The 18,844-nt window shown below is 71.6% G+C and carries 9 protein-coding genes; all 9 read right to left on the bottom strand.

Features of this window, described 5'->3' with window-relative positions; all coding sequences use genetic code 11:
• Positions 1–63: 63 nt before the first annotated feature.
• The 9 genes from OG538_RS19915 to OG538_RS19875 are packed head-to-tail and all read right to left on the bottom strand — an operon-like array spanning position 64 to position 18,793.
• Complete coding sequence (locus OG538_RS19915; protein WP_406095439.1) at positions 64–1,098, bottom strand: serine hydrolase domain-containing protein; 1,035 nt, start codon at positions 1,096–1,098, stop codon at positions 64–66.
• Positions 1,091–11,779 carry an amino acid adenylation domain-containing protein gene (locus OG538_RS19910; protein ID WP_406095437.1) on the bottom strand — a complete coding sequence of 3,563 codons (10,689 nt, stop codon included), beginning with the start codon at positions 11,777–11,779 and terminating at the stop codon, positions 1,091–1,093. Before OG538_RS19910 ends, OG538_RS19915 begins: the two co-directional genes overlap by 8 nt.
• Positions 11,763–13,052: an MFS transporter gene (locus tag OG538_RS19905; protein WP_406095435.1), complete on the bottom strand. Its 1,290-nt coding sequence runs from the start codon at positions 13,050–13,052 to the stop codon at positions 11,763–11,765. Before OG538_RS19905 ends, OG538_RS19910 begins: the two co-directional genes overlap by 17 nt.
• Entirely contained in the window at positions 13,040–13,972 is a 933-nt protein-coding gene (locus tag OG538_RS19900; protein ID WP_406095433.1) for a TauD/TfdA family dioxygenase, read from the bottom strand. Before OG538_RS19900 ends, OG538_RS19905 begins: the two co-directional genes overlap by 13 nt.
• Positions 13,969–14,802 carry a 4'-phosphopantetheinyl transferase family protein gene (locus OG538_RS19895; RefSeq protein WP_406095431.1) on the bottom strand — a complete coding sequence of 278 codons (834 nt, stop codon included), beginning with the start codon at positions 14,800–14,802 and terminating at the stop codon, positions 13,969–13,971. The genes OG538_RS19900 and OG538_RS19895 overlap by 4 nt, the downstream gene beginning before the upstream one ends.
• Before the next feature lie 6 nt (positions 14,803–14,808).
• Entirely contained in the window at positions 14,809–15,744 is a 936-nt protein-coding gene (locus tag OG538_RS19890) for a TauD/TfdA family dioxygenase (protein WP_406095429.1), read from the bottom strand.
• Positions 15,745–15,774: 30 nt separating this feature from the next.
• Positions 15,775–16,563, bottom strand: a complete 789-nt coding sequence (locus OG538_RS19885; protein ID WP_406095427.1) for a thioesterase II family protein — start codon at positions 16,561–16,563, stop codon at positions 15,775–15,777.
• Entirely contained in the window at positions 16,560–17,843 is a 1,284-nt protein-coding gene (locus OG538_RS19880) for an MFS transporter (protein WP_406095425.1), read from the bottom strand. The genes OG538_RS19885 and OG538_RS19880 overlap by 4 nt, the downstream gene beginning before the upstream one ends.
• Positions 17,840–18,793 carry an ornithine carbamoyltransferase gene (locus tag OG538_RS19875; RefSeq protein WP_406095423.1) on the bottom strand — a complete coding sequence of 318 codons (954 nt, stop codon included), beginning with the start codon at positions 18,791–18,793 and terminating at the stop codon, positions 17,840–17,842. Before OG538_RS19875 ends, OG538_RS19880 begins: the two co-directional genes overlap by 4 nt.
• Positions 18,794–18,844: the final 51 nt, after the last annotated feature.

The raw sequence follows: 18,844 nt of genomic DNA, 5'->3' as shown, positions 1-18,844 counted from the left end.
ACGACGACGGCGGCGGGCCGGGCACCTCCCGAGAGGGAGGGCCCGGCCCGCCGCCGTCGTGGCTCAGAACGCCGCCGCGAGGATCGCCTGCACCGCGGGCGGCACGCGCAGGGTGCCCCGGGTGCGCGGCGCCATCATGTAGACGACGCGATGCCCGAGGTCCCGGGTGGCGCCGATGCCGGCCAGGTATCCGTGGACGACGCCCGCCATGCCCCACACGGTGGTCCCCGTGGGCAGCGTCATGCTGTCCAGCCCGGCCCCGCAGAAGGCACGCCCGCCCTTGACGTACGGGACGTCCGGCACCCGGAACATCTGCGCGAGGGCCTGTTCGCCCAGGAGCTCGCCGCCGAGGAGGGCGCTCAGGAAGCGGTCCAGGTCGGGCACGGTGGAGATCATCTCGCCTGCGGCGCCGTGGATGGTGGGGCTGTGCTCGGTGATGTCCGAGCCGTCCTCGTACCCGCGCAGGTGCGGTGCCGGCATGGCGGGGTCCGCGCCGGGCAGCGTGGTGGCGTCCAGCCCGAGCGGCCGCAGTACGCGCTCCTCGATCTCCTGCGCGTATCCGCGTCCGCTGACCTGCTCGACGAGCAGGCCGGCGACGACGTAGTTGGCGCGGGTGATCTGCTGGGCCGTGCCGGGGGCGAAGTCGAGCGGCTGCCGCAGGGGCCGGGCGAGCAACTGCTCGGGGGTGAAGCTGTCGAGGCGGTGGCGCAGGAACCACGGGGTGTCGTTGTAGCGGACGTCGCTCTCGTCGGCCAGTCCGCTGGTGTGGTCGAGGAGCCGGCGCGTGGTGACGGGGGCCCGGAGCAGGCCGGGCAACTGCCGGTCGACGGGTTCGTCCAGGTCGATGAGGCCGTCCTCGGCCATGGAGAGGACGGTCGCGGCGAGGAAGGTCTTGGTCACCCCGCCGATGCGGAACCGGTGTTCCAGCCGTGCCGGTTCGCCGGTGGTGACGTCGGCGACCCCGGACTCGGCCGACCACGGCCCCTCGGGTCCTTCGGCCCGTACGAGCACGGCCGTCGCCTCGCCGTCCGGCCGCTGTCCGACGGCCCGGCGCAGCCGCTCGGCCGTTGTCCCGGTGACGGCCGCCCTCTCACTCATGGGAGACCGCGGGCTCGACCGGTTCATCGGTGCCCTTCACCCAGGCGGCGATCGCCTCGCCGGTGCCGAGGCCGCCGCCGGTGCGCCGTACGGCGTCCGCGACGTAGGTGTTGGCGTGCTTGCCGTTCTCGGAATTGGTCAGCACGATCAGGCCCTCCCCGCTGTCGATGCGGGTGAAGGTGCCGACCCGGTAGCCCACCGTGCGGCCGCCGTGCCCGAACTCCACGTCTCCTGCCGTGTCGTCCAGTACGGTGCCTAGGCCGTAGAAGCTGCCGGGGTGCCAGATGGTCAGCATCTGCTGGGCCAGCGGGCGGCCGACGAGGGTCCCCGGTTCGCCGAGGTAGGCCCGGCGGATCTCCAGGGACACCTTGGCCAGGTCCTCGGCACTCGCCCACAGGCCGCCGGCCGCGACCTCGTTGCGCACCCGCCAGCGGCCCGGTATCGGCTCGCCCTCGGTGTCGTGGCCGACGGCGACGGGGTGGGTGGCGGTGACGGGGTGCCGCTGGTCGAAGGTGCTGTCGGCCATGCCGAGCGGGTCGAGGACCAGCCGCCGCATCATCGCGCCGAACGGTTCGCCGGTCACATCGAGCAGCAGCTGTTCGAGCACCGAGAAGTTGATGTTGCTCTTCTTGAAGGTGGTGCCCGCGGGATGCACGGCGCGTACCGGCTCGTTGGTGGCGGGCAGTCGGCCGTGCAGGATCTCGGGGATCGTCGGCATGAGTTCGCCGGGCAGGAAGTTGGTGGGCGCGACGTGGCTCAGACCGCCCTGGTGACTGATGAGTTCCCGCAGCGTGATGCGGGCGTCGTCGGGGACCTGCCAGCTCGTGAGGTGGCGGTTGATGTCTCCGTCGAGGTTCAGCTCGCCCTCGGCCACCAGCCGCAGGACGGCCAGCACGGTGACGTGTTTGCTCACGGACGCGACCTGGAACGCGGTACGGGAGGTGACCGGCTCGGGCCGGTCGGCGGCCGTGACCCCGTACCCCTCCACCGACACGACCTCGCCGCCGCTCAGCAGGGCCACGGCGACCCCGGGGATGCGGTGGGCCGCCATGACCTCCTCCAGGTCGGCCCTGGAGATGCGCGGCAGAGCCTGCGGGAGCTCGGGGGCGGCCACCGGTGGTGAGTCGGGCGTCATGTCCTGTCCTTCCGTCAGCGAGTCGACGGCTCCGGCCAGGTCGGCCAGGGTGTCGTACTCGTACAGCATCCGCAGGGTCACGGGGAGCCCGCGTCTGCGAGCCGCGCCGATGACCTTGATGACCAGCAGGGAGTCCCCGCCGTAGTCGAAGAAGTTGTCCCGCGCGCTGACTCGTTCGAGCCCGAGCACCTCGGACCAGATCGTGGCGAGGGCGCGCTCGACGGGGGTGGCCGGGGCGACGTACGCGCGGTCGGCGGCCGGTTCGGGTGCGGGCAGGGCGGTGCGGTCCGGCTTGCCGTTCACGGTGAGCGGGATGTGGTCCAGGTGCACGAACGCGGTGGGTACGAAGGCCGGGGGCAGCCGGGTGGAGAGCAGCTGCCGCAGTGCGGCGCCGTCGACCGTCGCGACCACGTAGGCGACGAGCCGTGGCCCGGTGCCGTCGGAGGCCTGCCGGGGCAGCACGAGCGCGTCTCGCACGCCGGGCAGGGCGAGCAGCGCGGCCCGGCTCTCCGCGGGCGCCACCCGGACTCCGTTGATCTTGACCTCGTCGTCCGTGCGGCCCGCGTGGACGAGGGTCCCGTCCGGGGCGATCCGCGCCAGGTCGCCCGTGCGGTACATGCGGGCGCCCGCCGGGCCGTAAGGGTCCGGCACGAAGCGCTCGGCGGTGAGGTCGGGGCGGCCGCGGTAGCCGCGGGCGAGCGCGGCGCCCACGATGTGGAGCTCCCCGGTCACCCCGACCGCCGCCCGTCGCATGGTGGGGCCGAGGATCTGCACGCCCACGTGCGGCAGGGGCCGGCCGATCGGGACCGGGGCGTCGGTCACCGGGGCCCGCACGGCGTGCGCGGTCGCGTCGACGGCGCACTCGGTGGGCCCGTAGGTGTTCCACAGCTGGAGCCCGGGCCGCAGCTTCCCCACCTGGACCGCGAGTTCGCCGTCCAGCTCCTCACCCGCCGAACACAGCAGCCGCAGCTGGGTGCACGCCTCCCAGCCCGCCGTTCCGGTCAGCAGCCGCAGCACCGACGGGACGACCTGGAGAACCGTGACCCGATGGTCGGCGACGGCCCGCAGGAGCGCCTGCGGGTCGCGTTCGGCCCCGGGCGGGGCGAGGACCACGGTGCCGCCGGAGATCAGTGGAGCGAACAGTTCCCATCCGGCCGCGTCGAATCCGGTCGGCGTCTTCTGAAGGACCCGGTCGCTCGGGCCGATTCCCTGTTCACTCACGGCCCACGACACCCGGTGGGCGAGGCCCTCGTGGGTGATCTGGGCGCCCTTGGGACGGCCCGTGGAGCCGGAGGTGTAGATGATGTACGCGAGGTGACCGGGGTCCGTGGCGTGACCCGGGGGCCGGCCGGGGCCCGTCTCCGGGTCCGGCAGCTCGTCGAGGAGGACCGCACCCGGGTGGTGCAGACCGTCCGGGAGCCGGTCGCGCCGGGTCAGCAGCGTGTGCACCCGCGCGTCCCCGAGCATGAACCGCAGCCGCTCGCCGGGTGCCGCGGGATCGAGCGGAACGTACGCCCCACCCGCCTTCCACACCCCGAGCAGGCACGCCACCAGATCGGGTTCACGGCCCAGCAGCACCCCGACCGCATCACCCCTGCGCACCCCCCGCGCCCGGAGTACACGGGCGATGCGGTCGGCCCGGGCGTCCAGCTCGCCGTACCGGACGGTGGTACGGCCGTGTACGAGAGCCACCGTGTCCGGGGTGCGGGCGACCTGCACGGCAAAGAGGTCCGGCAGCGGGGCGGGGTCCTCTCGCTTGTACACAGGGGTGTGCAGGGCATCCAGCAGCGAGCGGTCCTGTACGGCGAGGAGGTCCTCGTCCGCCGCGCCGTCCGGGTCGGCCGCCATCGCTTCGAGGACCCGGCGGTACATCTCCGCGAGCCGGTCCGCGTCGGCCTCGCCGAGGACACCGGCGTTGCTGCTCAGGGCCAGGCTTCCGGCGAGCGTCGTCACGGCGAGGTCGAACTCCGTGCCGCCCTCGGCGAGCGTCGGGGCGACGTCCACCAGCTCGGTGTCGACCTGGCGGAAGTCCAGGTAGTTGAAGGACACGTCGACGAGTCGCCGGCCGCCCGCCCCTCGCTGCATCTCCGGCATCGGGAAGTGCCGGTGCGGCCAGAGTTCGACCTCCCGGGCGAAGACGGAACGCACCAGGCCGACCCAACTGCCGACCGTACGAGCCTGGTCGTGAGGGAAGGGCACGGTATTGAGGTACATCCCGTGCACCTTGTCGGCGCCGGCTGCCTCGGGCCTGGAGTCGCACACGAGCCCGGAGGTGAAGGACTCCTCATGGGTGAGAGCTCCGAGAACCTTGAGGTGCGCGGCGAACAGCACGCTCTTGAGGGACGTCTGGGCGCGGGCGGCGAGCGCCCGCAGGCCGGGCTCCAGGTCATGGATCGCGACGCGGCGCCGCACCCGCTCCCCCGGCGGCCGGTCCGGATCCCCCCAGCCGGCCGGGAGCACGAACGTGGGATGGCTGTCGACGACGCCCGCCCAGTAGGCACGGTCCTCGTCGCTGTCCAGGGCGCGCCGCTCGGTCGCGACGAAGTCGGCGTAACGGATCGCGGGAGCGGGCGGGGGCGCGGGAAGGGAGCCGGTGTCGCGGAACTGCCGGTAGCAGTCCAGGAGTTCCATGAGCAGGTTGTAGTGGCTCCACCCTTCCGTGATCGCGTGGCAGCGCACCATCGACAGCCACCAGGCTCCGTCGGCCTCCGGGTGTGCGGCGAGCCGGAGCAGGGGGGCGGTGGTGACCCTGAAGGGGCGGGAGCGCTCGTCGGCCTGGAACGTACGGAGCGCCTCCTGGACGCCCTCGGCGTCCAGGCCCGCCGGGAGGGGGTGGACGGCCACCGGTACCTCGGCCTCGGCGTGCACGAACTGTACGGGCACGGAGAGGGAGTTGAGATCGAACGACGTGCGCAGGGCTTCGTGGCGTGCGGCGACGGCTCCGGCGGCCGCACGCAGAGCGGCGTCGTCGAAGGGCTCCTCGTCCCTGATCCGGAACGAGGAGACGCTGTGGTAGCGGTGCAGACTCTCGTCGGCGAGCATCTCGACGACCATGCCGACCTGGGTCTGCGCCATCGGATAGGCGTCGGTGAGCCCGGCCGGGAGGCGTTCCCGGTCATCGGCGCCCAGCAGTTCGAAGGGCGCCACGGGGGCACGGACGACGGCGGGAGCGCGCCCGGCGACGAGTTCGGTGAGTGCGGCGATCGTGCGGCGGTCGAAGACGTCCCGTACGTCGAGATCGAAGCCTTCCGCCCGCAGCGCGCCGACGAGTGCGACGGCACGGATCGAGTCGCCGCCCAGGTCGAAGAAGCTGTCCTGGATACCGGCCCGGCCGACCCCCAGCACCTCGCACCAGACAGCGGCGAATCGCTCCTCGACGGGGCTGCGGGGAGCGACGAACGGGCGGGCTGGGGATGTGTTCCTGCCGGGGGCGGGCAGGGCGCGGCGGTCGACCTTGCCGTTGGCGTTCAGCGGCAGGGCGGCCAGGGGTGTCAGTGCCGACGGGATCATGTAGTCCGGCAGGCGCAGCCCGCAGAACGCGCCCAGGTCCTCGACCGGCCGGCCGTCCTGCGTCACGTAGTAGCCCACGAGCTGCTTGTCACCCGTGTCCGTCTCGTGGACGGTCACGAACACCTCACGCACGCCCGGGTGCGCGGCCAGCACGGCCTGCACCTCACCCAGCTCGACACGGTAACCACGGATCTTCACCTGGTCATCCAGCCGGCCCAGGAACTCCACGTTCCCGTCCACCCGCTGCCGCACCAGGTCACCCGTCCGGTAGAACCGCGCACCCGCAGGCCCGTACGGATCCGGCAGGAAACGCTCCGCCGTCAGATCCGCACGACCCGCATAACCACGCGCCACACCGGTCCCACCCACATACAACTCCCCCGCCACACCCACCGGAACCGGCTGCAACAGCCCGTCCAGCACATACATCGTCATGTTCGGCAACGGCGAACCGATCGGCACGACCTGCGAAGACTCCGCCTCGGTCACCGGGAAGACACACGTACCCACCGACGCCTCGGTCGGCCCGTACTCATTGACCAGCCGGCCCGCACCCAGCACCGCGGACCAACGGCCCGCGACCTCACCGGACAGCGCCTCACCCGCCACCACCACGACCCCGGCCAAGGACGCCACCGCCGCAGGATCCAGCTGATGCCCCAAGATCTCCAAATGCCCCGGCGTCAGCTTGATGAAGCTGTACGGGCCCCGCGCCACCAGATGCGCACCCAGATCAGCCATGTCCACCGACCCGGACACCGTGTGAACCGCCTGCCCCACCACCAACGGCGCCCACAAGTTCGGCACCACCAGATCGAAGGCCACCGAAGAGAACAACGGCGCACCACCCGAACCCCGCGACGCCAACTCCCGCGCCGCCCAGGCGACGTGGTTGACGAGCCCGCGGTGCGGCAGCTCCACACCCTTCGGCACCCCCGTCGAACCCGACGTGAAGATCACATACGCCAGCCGGTCCAGATCATCAACCCGCTCCGGCGCCGTCACCGGCAGCTGCGCCACCGAAGGCCGCGTCGCGTCCAGGACCACCCGCGCACCCGACGTCTCCACGATCGCCGCGATCCGCTCGGCCGGGGCGCTCGGATCGACCGGCACGTAGGCCGCGCCCGCCTTCCACACCCCGAGCAGGGACGCGATGAGCTCAGGACCTCGGTCCAGGACCACCGCCACCCGCGACTCGTGGCCGGCTCCCTGATCCCGCAGGTAGTGCGCGACCTGGTTCGCACGGGCGTCCAGCTCCGCGTAGCTGAGGATGAGTTCGTCCGACTGCACGGCCGTGGCCTCCGGAGTCCGCAGCGCCTGCGCCTCGAACAGCTCCAGCACCGAACGCGTCTCGGCCTCGTACTCCGTCCGATTGACCCGCTCCAGCAGCTCCCGCTCGTCCGGTGCCAGGAATGCCTCGGCCGCGTCCCCGTCCGGGTCCGCCGCCATCGATTCGAGCACCTTCCGGTACAGCTCCGCGATCCTGCGCGCGTTCGCACGGGTCAGCACCCCGGTGTTGGTCTTCAGACCGATGCGGCGAGACACCGTGGTGACCGCGAGATCGAACTCCGTCGTACCCGGCGCCATCAGGCTGTCCAGATCGACCGCCTCGCTCTCCAGCCGGTCGAAGTCCACGTGGTTGAGCAGAACCTCCACGAGCCGTTGCCCGCCCGCCATGCGCTGCATCTCGGGCATCGGGAAGCGGCGGTGCGGCCAGAGCGCCGCCTCCCGCTCGAAGGCGCGGCCGACCAGTTCGCGCCAGGTCCGCGCCCCGCGGTCGAACGCGAACGGCACGGTGTTGAGATGCATGCCGTAGATGCGGTCGGCATCGGCCGTCTCGGGGCGGGTGTGCACCACCACGCCGCCCGTGAAGGCAGGCAGCTCGGTGAGCAGGCTCAGGACCTTGCCGTGCGCGGCCACCAGGACGCTTTTGAGTGAGGCGCCCGCCTCCGTCGCCAGGGCCCGCAGCCGGCCCTCCAGATCGTCGAACGGTACGGAGACCCAGAAGTGCTCGACGGGCAGGTCCGGAGCCCCCCAGCCGGCGGGGAGGGTGAACTTCGCATGCTCCTCGACAGTCCGGCGCCAGTACGTGCGGTCCTCGTCCGAGGCGAGCGAGCGCAGTTCACCCGCGATGGAGTCGGCGAACCTGACCCCCGGCGCGACATACCGATCGGCCTCCCCGTGGTCGAGCACCTGCCGGTACAGGGCGAGCAGTTCCTGGATCAGGGAGTGGTAGCTCCAGCCTTCGACGATGCCGTGGAACTCGGTGACCGAGAGCCACCAGCCGCCGTCCGCGACCAGGTGGGCCGTCAGCCGGAAGAGCGGGGGTGCTGCGAGGTCGAAGGTCCTGGCCTTCTCCGCCGCGTGGAAGGCCTCGATGCTCTGTGCCGCCTCCTGCACCCCCAGGCCGCGGAGGTCCCGGACGGCCACCGGCATCTCGGCCGACGCGTGCACCAACTGAACCGGTACGGAACAGGACTTCAGGTCGAACGAGGTGCGCAGCACGTCGTGGCGTGCCGTCACCGTCGAAGCGGCGGCGCGGAGCGCACCCACGTCGAACGGCACCTCGGCGCGCATCCGCGTGGACGCGACGTTCTGGTAGTGGGCGTTCCGGTCGTGGGCGACCATGTCGACGACCATGCCGATCTGGGTCTGCGACATCGGGTACGCGTCGGCGAGTCCGGCCGGAAGATGTTCGCGGTCACCGGTACCGAGCAGTTCGAAGGGGGCCACGGCCGACTGGACGACGGCCCGGCCGCGTGTGGCGACGAGTTCCGCGAGCGTCGCGATCGTGCGGTGGTCGAAGATGTCGCGCACGGCGACGTCGAATCCGGCCGCGCGCAGTGCGCCGACCAATGCCACCGCCCGGATGGAGTCGCCGCCGAGGTCGAAGAAGCCGTCCTCGACACCCACCCGTTCGACGCCCAGAGCCTCACGCCAGATACCCGCGATCTGCTCCTCGGTCGCCGTGCGCGGCGCGACGAACACACGGTCACTGCCCAGCGCGGCACCCTCCACAGCAGGCAGAGCCCGCTTGTCGAGCTTGCCGTTCGTCGTCAACGGCAACACCTCCAACGGCACGAACGCCGCAGGCACCATGTACTCAGGCAACGACGCCGACAGATGCGCCCGAAGCTCACCCAGCCCCGGCACCTCCCCCACCCCGGCAGACACGAAATAACCCACCAGACGCCGGTCACCCGGCACGTCCTCACGCACCACCACAACCGCGTCCCGCACCCCCGGATGCGACCCCAGCACACTCTCGATCTCACCCAGCTCGATCCGGAACCCCCGGACCTTCACCTGGTCATCCGCACGCCCGACGAACTCCAGACTCCCGTCCGGCAACCGCCGCGCCAGGTCACCACTGCGATACAGCCGCGAACCGGCCGGACCGAACGGGTCAGGGACGAAACGCTCGGCGGTCAGCTCGGGACGGTTCAGATACCCGCGCGCCACACCCGGGCCCGCCACATGGATCTCACCCGGCACCCCGATCGGCACCAGGTCCCCGTTGTGGTCGAGGAGGTGGACGCGCAGGTCACTGAGCGGCCGGCCGATCGGATTGCCGGCCTGCGGGTCCAGGTCACGCTTGGTGAGCCGGTGGTACGTGGTGTGCACCGTGGTCTCGGTGATCCCGTACATGTTCACCAGAGCCGTACGGTCCAGGCCGACGCGCTCCGCCCACGGCACGAGCTCGGAAACCTCCAGCTTCTCCCCCGCGAACACCACCGCACGCAGAGCCAGCAACCCCACCCGCGGATCACCGTCCCGGGCAGCACCCACCAGCGAACGGAACGCCGAAGGCGTCTGGTTGAGGACAGTCACGCCCTGCTCGACAAGCAGGTCGAGGAACTCCTCGGGCGAACGCGTGACCGCGAAGGGAACGACCACCAGACGCCCCCCGTGCAGCAACGCACCCCACATCTCCCAGACCGAGACGTCGAAGGCGTAGCTGTGGAACAGCGGCCACACATCGCCGCCACCGAAGGCATAGTGCTCCTGACCGCGCGCGAGAAGCCGCACCACGTTCTCGTGAGTGAGAGCCACCCCCTTGGGACGCCCCGTCGAACCCGACGTGTAGATCGTGTAGATCAGGTTCTGAGGACTGCCCGCCACACCCGGATCAGTACCCGGCTGGGCCGCGAGGACCTCGGCCTCGGCGTCGAGAGCGACGACCTCGCCCTCGTAACGCCCCTCGAGGACACCCGCCAGCGCAGAAGTGGTCAGCACCACCGGCGCGTTCGCGTCCTGAACGATGTACGCGAGACGGTCCGCGGGATTCGCCGGGTCCAGCGGCACGTACGCCGCACCCGACTTCAGCACACCCAGCAGCGCCGGCAACAGATCCGCACCACGCTCCAGGCAGACCCCCACAAGATCCTCCGGGCCCACCCCCCTGGCCCGCAGCACATGCGCGATCCGGTTCGCCCGCACGTTCAGCTCCGCATACGACCACGTGACCTCACCGAAGGTCACCGCCCCCGCATCCGGCGTCCGCGCCACCTGCTCCTCGAACAGCTCATGCACCCGCCGCGTGACGGGAGGGCACGCGGCACGCGGCCGCTCCGCCAACAGGGCGCGCTCGGTCTCGCCGAGGAGGTCCAGGCGTGAGAGCGGCGTGGCGGGGTGGGTCACGGCGGCGGTGAGCAGGCGTACGTAGTGTCCGAGCATCCGTTCGGCCGTGGCCCGGTCGAAGAGGGCGGTGGCGAACTCCAGGCGGGCGGCGAGAGCCCCGTCGCGCCCCTCGTCCATGGTCAGCGCGAGGTCGAAGCGTGCCGGGGCGGCTGCCGGGCGCAGGGACTGGAGTGTGACGCCGGGCAGCCGGTAGTCGTCGACCGTCTCCTCCCGCAGGGTGAAGAGCACCTGGAAGAGCGGGGTGCGGGACATGTCGCGCTCGGGCTCCAGCTCGGTGACGAGCTGGGCGAACGGGAGGTCCTGGTGCTCGAAGGCGTCCAGCACCGTCCGGCGTGTGGCGGCGAGGTGTTCGGAGAACGACGGGTCGCCGTGCCACCGCCCACGCAGTACGAGGCTGTTGACGCCGTAGCCGAAGAGGTTCTGCCACTCGGGCCGGTTGCGGGCCGACAGGAGGGTGCCGACGGCGATGTCGTCGCGGCCGGTGTAGCGGGCGAGAAGGGCCTGGAAGGCGGCGAGCAGTACTGCGAAGGGGGTGGTGTCGTGCCGCTTGGCCACGTCGCGCACGGCCCGGGTGAGCTCGGGGGGCAGCGCGTGGCCCACCGTGTCGCCGGTGGCGTCGCGGACGGCGGGGCGGCTCCGGTCGGCGGGCAGGTCGATCGGCGTGAGGCCGTCCAACTGGGTTCGCCAGTAGGCGAGATGACGTGTCGCGGAAGGTTCGTCCCGCTGCTCGCGCTGCCAGGCCGCGTAGTCGGCGTACTGGAACTCCAGGGGCGCGGGCTCCGCCCCGGTGACGCCCACCGAGGCACTGTAGAAGCCGCTGATGTCCTGGGCGAACAGGTGTGCCGACCAGGCGTCGCAGGCGATGTGGTGCACCACGACGATCAGCACGTGGTCGTCGTCGGCGAGTGTGAGGAGCCGGCCGCGGATCGGCCATTCGCGGGCCAGGTCGACGGGGGCCGCGCAGGCCGCTGCGATCCGGTCGTGCAGTGCCACCTCCTGCGGCCGGCCGGAGAGGTGGGTGAGGTCCTCGGTGTCGAGCCGCACCGTCCGGGGCCGGTCGATGATCTGCACCGGCTCCGTGCCGTCGAGTGCGTAGCGGGTGCGCAGGATCTCGTGGCGTGCCAGGAATCCGTTCCACGCCCGGTCGAGCGCCGTCGTGTCGAGGTGTCCGCGCAGGCGCAGGGCCAGGGGGACGAGGTATTCCGGACTGTCCGGTTCGAGGCGGTTCAGGAACCACATCTGCTGCTGGCCCCACGACAGTCGCAGCGGGCCGCTCCGGTCGGCAGGGCGGACCGTTCTGCGCCCGACGCCCGCCCGCCTTCCTTCGAGACGGCGCCTCAGCAGTTCGGCCCGGAGTCGCGCGCTTCGCTCGTCCCGGTCAGCGTGCTGGCTCATGCCCTGGCTCCTTCGTGGTCACGGTCGGAGGGTCGGTCGGCGAGTCTTCGGTACGCAGAGCGGGGGTGAGTGCGGCGCTCACGGCGAGTACCGCCATCACGGCGGCGGGCAGCAGGAAGGCCGCGGCAGCTCCCCACAGCGAGAGGATCAGCCCACCGAGCACGACGCCCAGCACGTTGGCGCCCGTCGCGACGAGGTGGGACGTGGCGGCGACCCGGCCCTGGAGCCGGTCGGGTGTGGTGCGGATCTGGTAGACGGCGGCGGCGACGTTGAACACGGCGGTGACGTATCCGGTGCCGGCGAAGAGCACGCCGAGGAGCAGCGGTTGGGCGGTGAGGAACATGGCGGCGATCAGCGCCGCCCAGGTGCTGAGGCCGGCGACGAGCACCGTACGCAGCCGGGTCCTGCGCTGCCACCAGCCGCCGCTCAGCGCGCCGATGATCCCGCCGGCCCCGCCGACGCCGACGATGAGGGCCACGGTGGCCTGCGAGCGGCCCTCCTCCTTGACGAGGACGACCAGGGCGAGCGGCAGCACCTGGAGGAGGAGGTTGCTGCCCGCGACGAAGGCGAGCGCGGCACGCAGGAACCTGCGCCGCCACAGCCAGCGCAGGCCCTCGGCCAGGTCGGCGCGGAGCGGTTTGGCGGCGCTCGTGCGCTTCTCCTGGAAGTCCTTCCTGATCAGCAGCAGGGTGGCCAGGGACAGCAGTCCGGCGAGCGCGGAGAAGAGGAAGGGGGCCCAGCGCGCCGCGCTCTGCAGGAGGACGCCGCCGGGCTGGCCGAGCAGGACCGATGCGCGCCCGCGTGCCTCGTTCCGTGCCAGGGCGGCGGACAGTTGCGTGGGGTCGACGACGTTGCGCACGGCGCCGCGCTCGGCGAGCCGGTAGACGATGGCCAGGCTCGTCTCGACGAACGCCACGGCGGCCAGCTGGACCGCCGAGAAGCGTCCGGCGGCCAGGGTGAGCGCCACGCTCCCGAGCGCCAGGAACCGGCCGGTCTCGCAGAGCGCCATCAGCCGCCGCCGGTCCCAGCGGTCCACGAGCACGCCCGCGGGCAGCTGTACGAGCAGCAGGGGCAGCAGGGCCGCGAACGACACCACCGACATCACCAGGGGTGAGTCGGTGTGCCAGAGGACGATCAGGGGGTAGGAGACTCCGGTGACCCGGGTGCCGAGGAAGGACACGGCGGCCCCGGACCACAGGAGCAGGAAGTCCCGGTTCCTGCGCAGCGGGGGCACACCGGCCGCCTCCTGAGCCGTCCCGTTCAGCCTTCCCACGGTTCTGCCATGGCGACGGCTATCTTGCGCGGGCCGGTGAAGGGCTCGCGGCCGTGGGCGGCGAGCATGTTGTCGACGATGAGGACGTCGTCGCGCATCCAGTCGAACCGGGTGGACGCGGCGCGGTAGGCCGCCCTCAGGTGGTCCATCACCTCGTCGGGGATGCGCCCGCCGTCCCCGTAGTACGTGTTGGTCGGCAGGTCCTCCTCGGAGAAGATCTCCCGCAGCCCTTCCTGGATCTCCGGGGCCAGCGAGGTGACGTGGAAGAAGGTCGCGTGGTTGAACCAGACGGGGGCGCCGCTCTCCGGGTGGGTGTGCACGGCGCGCCGCACCGCGGTGGTGCGCAGCCCGCCGTCCGGGCGCCAGTACGGTTCCAGGCCCTTGCCGCGGCAGTACTCCTCGATCGCGTCGCGGTCCGTGGTGCCGAAGGCCTCCTGCCACTGCACCCCGAACTCGGCGTGGAAGTTGCGCACGACGCGCCAGCCGCGGCGCGCGAACTCCTCGCGGATGTCGGGGTCGATGTGCCGGTAGACCTCGCGGATGTCGGCGAGCGGGGTGGCGCCCTGGGTGAGGGCCGGCTCGATGCAGAAGAAGTACAGGGTGCGAGGCCAGGCGGCCTGGTAGGAGTTCTCGTTGTGGAGGAAGATCTCCTCGTCCTGGGGGTAGTCGGTCGAGGTGTAGACCTGCCCCTTGATCGTGGACCGGGGGGAGGAGCGCTCCGCGTAGGTGAGTGGCGCCGAGCGGGAGAACTCGCGGACCACACCGTCGAATCCGTCCACCCCGCCGACCTCGAAGCCGCGCAGCAGGATCGCTCCGTGCTCGGCGAGGACACGGCGCAGCTTGTCGTGGTTCTCCTGGAGGAACGTGTGTACGGAGGCGCCGGGGGTGCCCGGCACCGCGGTGAACTCAACGGCGGTCATGTGGCGTGGGCTCCTTCCATCTCGGTGTCGTGGAGTGCGGGGTCGTACGGGTCGTCGTCCGTGGCGTCGGCGTACGGCTGGTTCGGGAACTCCTGCCGGTAGTCCCGGAGCAGCACGGGGCCCGTGCTGCCGGCCTCTCTGGCGAGGGCGGCGAACAGTCCGGGGCCGGCGGGCAGGTTCTGCACCGTCCAGGTGTCCGGGCCGTTCGGCTCGACGTGCGTGACGCGGACGGGGCCGTCGTCGGCGGGACGTACGTCCAGGGCGGACAGGTCGGCGACGATGCCCACGCCGGAGGCCTTCACCACGGCCTCCTTGCGCGTCCAGCAGCGGAAGAAGGCGTCCAGCCGGAGCTCTTCGGTGGGCTGGGCCCGCATGTGGGCGAGTTCGTCGTCGGTGAGCACGATGGTGGACGCACCCTGGACGTCGACGGCCCTGCCGTCCTCGATGTCGGCGCCCACCTGCTGGTCGGCGACGACGGCGAGCAGCCAGTGCCCGCCGGAGCGGGACAGGTTGAAGTCGAGGCCGCTGGGCGGCCAGTCGATGCGCGGGCGCCCGTGGTCGGGGTGCTCGCAGCGGGGGCAGGGCTGCCGCCCGAGCCTGATGCTCTCGGGGGGCACGCCCAGGTAGCGGGCCAGTATCCGGCGCAGGGCCGCGTGTGCTCCCGCGTACCGGACGGCGGCCTGCTGCGACCTGCGTCGTACGACATCGAGCTCGGCGGCGGAGAGCAGGGCGATGTCCTCAGCGAGCAGCACGTCCGGTGCACGGCCCCGCCAGATGTGGACGGCGTCCTCGGCCCGCAGCCGTTCAAGCTCAGCAGTCTCGGCAGTCATGCGTCATCAGTCCGACATCGCCACCAGCACGCGGCGTGCGCCGGTGAAGGGCCGGCGGCCGTGGGCGAGCAGCACGTTGTCGATGAGGAGCAGGTCACCGGTCCGCCAGTCGACGTCGATGGCGTTGGCCAGACCCCGGTCGCGGATCTGGGTCACGTACTCGCCGGGGATCGGGCTGCCGTCGGCGAAGGTGACGTTCTGCGGGAGCTCGTCCTCGGGGAGGATCTGGGCGAGAGCCGCGGCGGTGTCGTCGCCGAGGCCGGCCGGGTGCCACTGGTCGGCCTGGTTGAACCAGCCCTCGACGCCGGTGACCGGGTGCCGGGTGGTGGCCGGGCGGACCGACTCGACGTGGATGCCGCCGTCGGCCTTCCACTCCCAGCCGGCTCCGGTGCCGTCGAGGAAGGCCTCGACCGTCTCGCGGCTGTCGGTTTCGAAGGTGTCCTGCCAGCTCTTGCCGAGTCCGAAGCCGTCATGGAGGTTCTGGGTGTAGCGGACTCCGCCGGCGAAGGCCTGCCTGACCTCCTCGTCGAGGGAGTTGAGCCACACCTCGGAGTCGAGCACCGGAGTCGCACCGCCGCTGCCGGGCTGGATCTGACAGTAGAAGGCGAGCCGGGACGGCCAGGCGTGGGCGTAACTCATCTCGTTGTGCATCGAGATGGTGAATTCCTGCGGGTACTCGGTCGAGGTGTAGACGTTGCTGCCGACCTTGGTGCGCGGCGAGTTGCCGTGCACGTAGGCGAGGCGGTTCGGAAGCAGCAGGTCGAGGACGTCGTCCAGAGCTCCGGGGGTCACCCCGAAGCCGCGGAAGACCAGAGCCTTCTCCTGCACGAGGAGGTCTCCCAGTTCGTCGCCCATCGCCTTGAGGCGTTCGACGAGTTCATCCGTACCGCCGGCGAGCTCGGCCTCGATCTCGAGTGGCGACCAGATCTGCTGTTCAGTCATGGGCTGATCCCTTCACTATTCTCCAATTTTCTAGGGGAAAGCTATGATTTTTCTATTTCTCCCCACCCCCTCCAGGTGACGGGCGATGTCGGCCGTCAGCTCCGCCTCGCACGGGTCGAGGTAGAAGTGGTCGCCGGGGAAGGACCGCAGGCTGAAGCCGCCCGCGGTGGTCAGTTCCGCCCATGCCTCCACCGACGCGCGCTCCCGGCCGGAACCGGGGTCGCTGTCGCCGATGTACGCGCCGATGGGGGCACGTACGGGTGCCGGACCGTTCGGCCGGTACGTCTCGATGAGCCGGTAGTCGGCACGCAGCGCGGGCAGCAGCAGCTCACGCAGTTCGGGGATGTCGAAGACCTCGGAGCCCAGACTGCCCAGACTGCGGACGCCCGCGATCAGCGTGTCGTCGTCGTCCTCGTGCAGCCCGCTGGGCCGGGCCCGGTGCGGCGCGGCCCGGCCGGAGACCATCAGGCGGGCGGCCGTGGTGCCGTGCCGGGCCTCCAGGCGCAACGCCACCTCGTAGGCGACGGCGGAGCCCATGCTGTGGCCGAACAGGGCCACCGGCAGGTCGAGGTACGGGACGAGCGCCCGGGTGACCAGGTCGGCGAGGGTCGCCATGTCCTCGACGCACGGCTCGGACAGCCGGTCCTGCCGGCCGGGGTAGCGGACGGCGAGCACCTCGATGTCGTTCGGCAGCCGCGACGGCCAGCCGTGGTAGAGCTGGGCGGTGCCGCCGGCGTGCGGGAAGCACACCAGGCGCAGCCGTGGTTCCACGGACCTCCGGTGCACCCGGAACCAGGCCGCGCTGTCGGGACCGGTCATGTTCGACTCCTCTTCTCCCCTGGGGCTTCGGTGTCCGCCGGTGCGTCCTCGGAGCGCAGGGCGGGGCTGAGTACGGCGCCCAGGGCCAGCAGCGCCATCGCGCCGCCGGTCAGCAGGATCGAGTCGGCCGCGCCCCACAGTTCGAGGGCGAGACCGGCGAGGAGCGCGCCGAGCGAGTTGGTGCCCGAGGAGATGAGGTTCGCCGTGCTGGCGACGCGGCCCTGGAACTCGTCCGGCGTGGTGCGCACCTGGTAGACGGCGGCGGCGACGTTGAAGACGGCGCCGACCAGGCTGGTCCCGGCGAACAGCAGGCCGAGCAGCAGCGGTTCGGCGTGGGTGAAGGAGATGGCCGTCATCAGGCAGGCCCAGACGGCGAGACCGCCGACGAGGATGGTGCGCTGGCTGCAGCGGCGCATCCACCAGCCGCCGGTGATGGCGCCGAGCATGCCGCCGATCCCGCCGCCCGTCACGACGACGGCGAGCACGGCCTCCGAGCGCCCCTCGTCCTTGATCATCAGGATCACGGCGAGGCTGAGGACCTGGAACAGCGCGTTGGTGCCGGCGACGAAGCCGAGCGCCGTGCGCAGGAACCGCTGGCGCCACAACCACGCCATGCCTTCGCCGACTTCGCGGTGCAGCGCCTTGCGGGCCGCGGTCCGCTCTCCCTGGAACTCCTTCTTGATGAACAGCAGGGTCACCAGCGAGACGAAGTAGGCGACCGCGCCGAACAGGAACGGAACCCAGCGCACCGCCGTGTAGAAGAGGATGCCGGCGGGCTGGCCGAGGAGACCCGCCGCGCGGCCTCGCGCCTCGTTCTGCGCGAGCGCCTGCGGCAGCTGTTCCTCGGCCACCACGTTGCGTACGGCCCCGCGTTCGGCGAGCCGGTAGAAGACGGTGAGGCAGGACTCGACGAAGGCCACGGCGGCGATGTGCGCGACCGAGACACGGCCGGTGAGCACCGCGGCCGCGACCGTGCCGAGCGCCAACGCCCGGCCCGCCTCGCACACCACCATCACGCGACGCCGGTCCCACCGGTCCACGAGGGCGCCGGCCGGCAGCTGCACCAGCAGCGCGGGCAGCAGGGCGGCGAAGGTCACCAGGGACATGGAGATCGGCGAGCGGGTGTGCCAGAGCACGAGCAGCGGATACGCCACGGCGGTGACCCGGGTGCCGAGGAACGACATGCCGGCGCCGGACCAGAGCAGGACGAAGTCCCGGTTCTTGCGCAGTGGCGGCAGCTCGGGGCGGACCTCGGCCGGCGACTGGGGGGCGAGGGTCACCACGAACGCCCCGCACCGGCCGTGGAGCCGGTGGGACCGCGGCGGCACCATTCCAGGACGGCCATGGCGCTGTGCATCTTGTTCTCGGCCTGCTGGAACGCGATGCTCGCCGGGCCGTCCAGGACGTCGGCGGTGACCTCGTCGCCCCGGTGCGCGGGCAGGTCGTGCAGGAAGACGGCCTTGGGGCTCTCCTCCCACAGCGCCTCACCGACCTGGAACGGTGCGAAGATCTCACGCCAGTTCGCGTCCGGCTTGTTGGTGCCGGTGGTCTGCCAGCGCGTCGTGTAGATGGCGTCCTGACCGGCGGGCAGCGCGGCCATGTCGTGGCGCTCGGTGAACCGGCCGCCATGACGCTCCGCCTGCTCGGTCGCCCGCGCCAGGAACCGTTCCGCGAGCCCGTATCCGGGTGGGGTGCGCAGCTCCAGCTCGACCCCGGGGAACCGGGTGAGGGCCAGGGCCAGGGCCGAGGCCGTGTTGTTGCCCTCCCCGACGTACAGGACACGCAGCCCCTCCAGCCGGCCGAACTGCCCGAGGAGCGTGGTCAGATCGGTGAGGGCCTGGGTGGGGTGCTCGTCGGCGCTCATCGCGTTGACGACGGACATCCGGTTCTGGGTGGCCCAGGCCCGCATCTCGGCGGGGTCGTCCGCTGTGCGGGCGACGAGCACGTCGAGCATCCGGGACATGACCCGGCCGGTGTCCTCGCTGGTCTCACCAGTGTTGAGCTGGAGGTCGCCGGGACCGTACGAGACGATCTGCGCACCGAGCCGCAGTGCGCCGGCCGAGAAGGCCGTGCGGGTGCGGGTGGAGGTCCGGCGGAAGTAGATGCCGGCGATGTCGCCCTCCAGCGGGCGGGCGCCGGAGGCCCCTTCGGCGCTGAACTGGGCACCGCGGGCGACGACGGCCCTCAGGTCCTCGTCGGTGAGGTCGTCGATGGATATCAGATGGCGCACGGCGGGCGTCCTTTCGAAAGGGGTGCGGTGGCGGGGCCGGGGGCCGGTCGC

This window comes from Streptomyces sp. NBC_01013 (assembly GCF_045162765.1).
GTDB lineage: Bacteria > Actinomycetota > Actinomycetes > Streptomycetales > Streptomycetaceae > Streptomyces.
The sequence above is the reverse complement of the archived record's forward strand: the minus strand, read 5'-3'. Positions and strand labels throughout refer to the sequence as shown.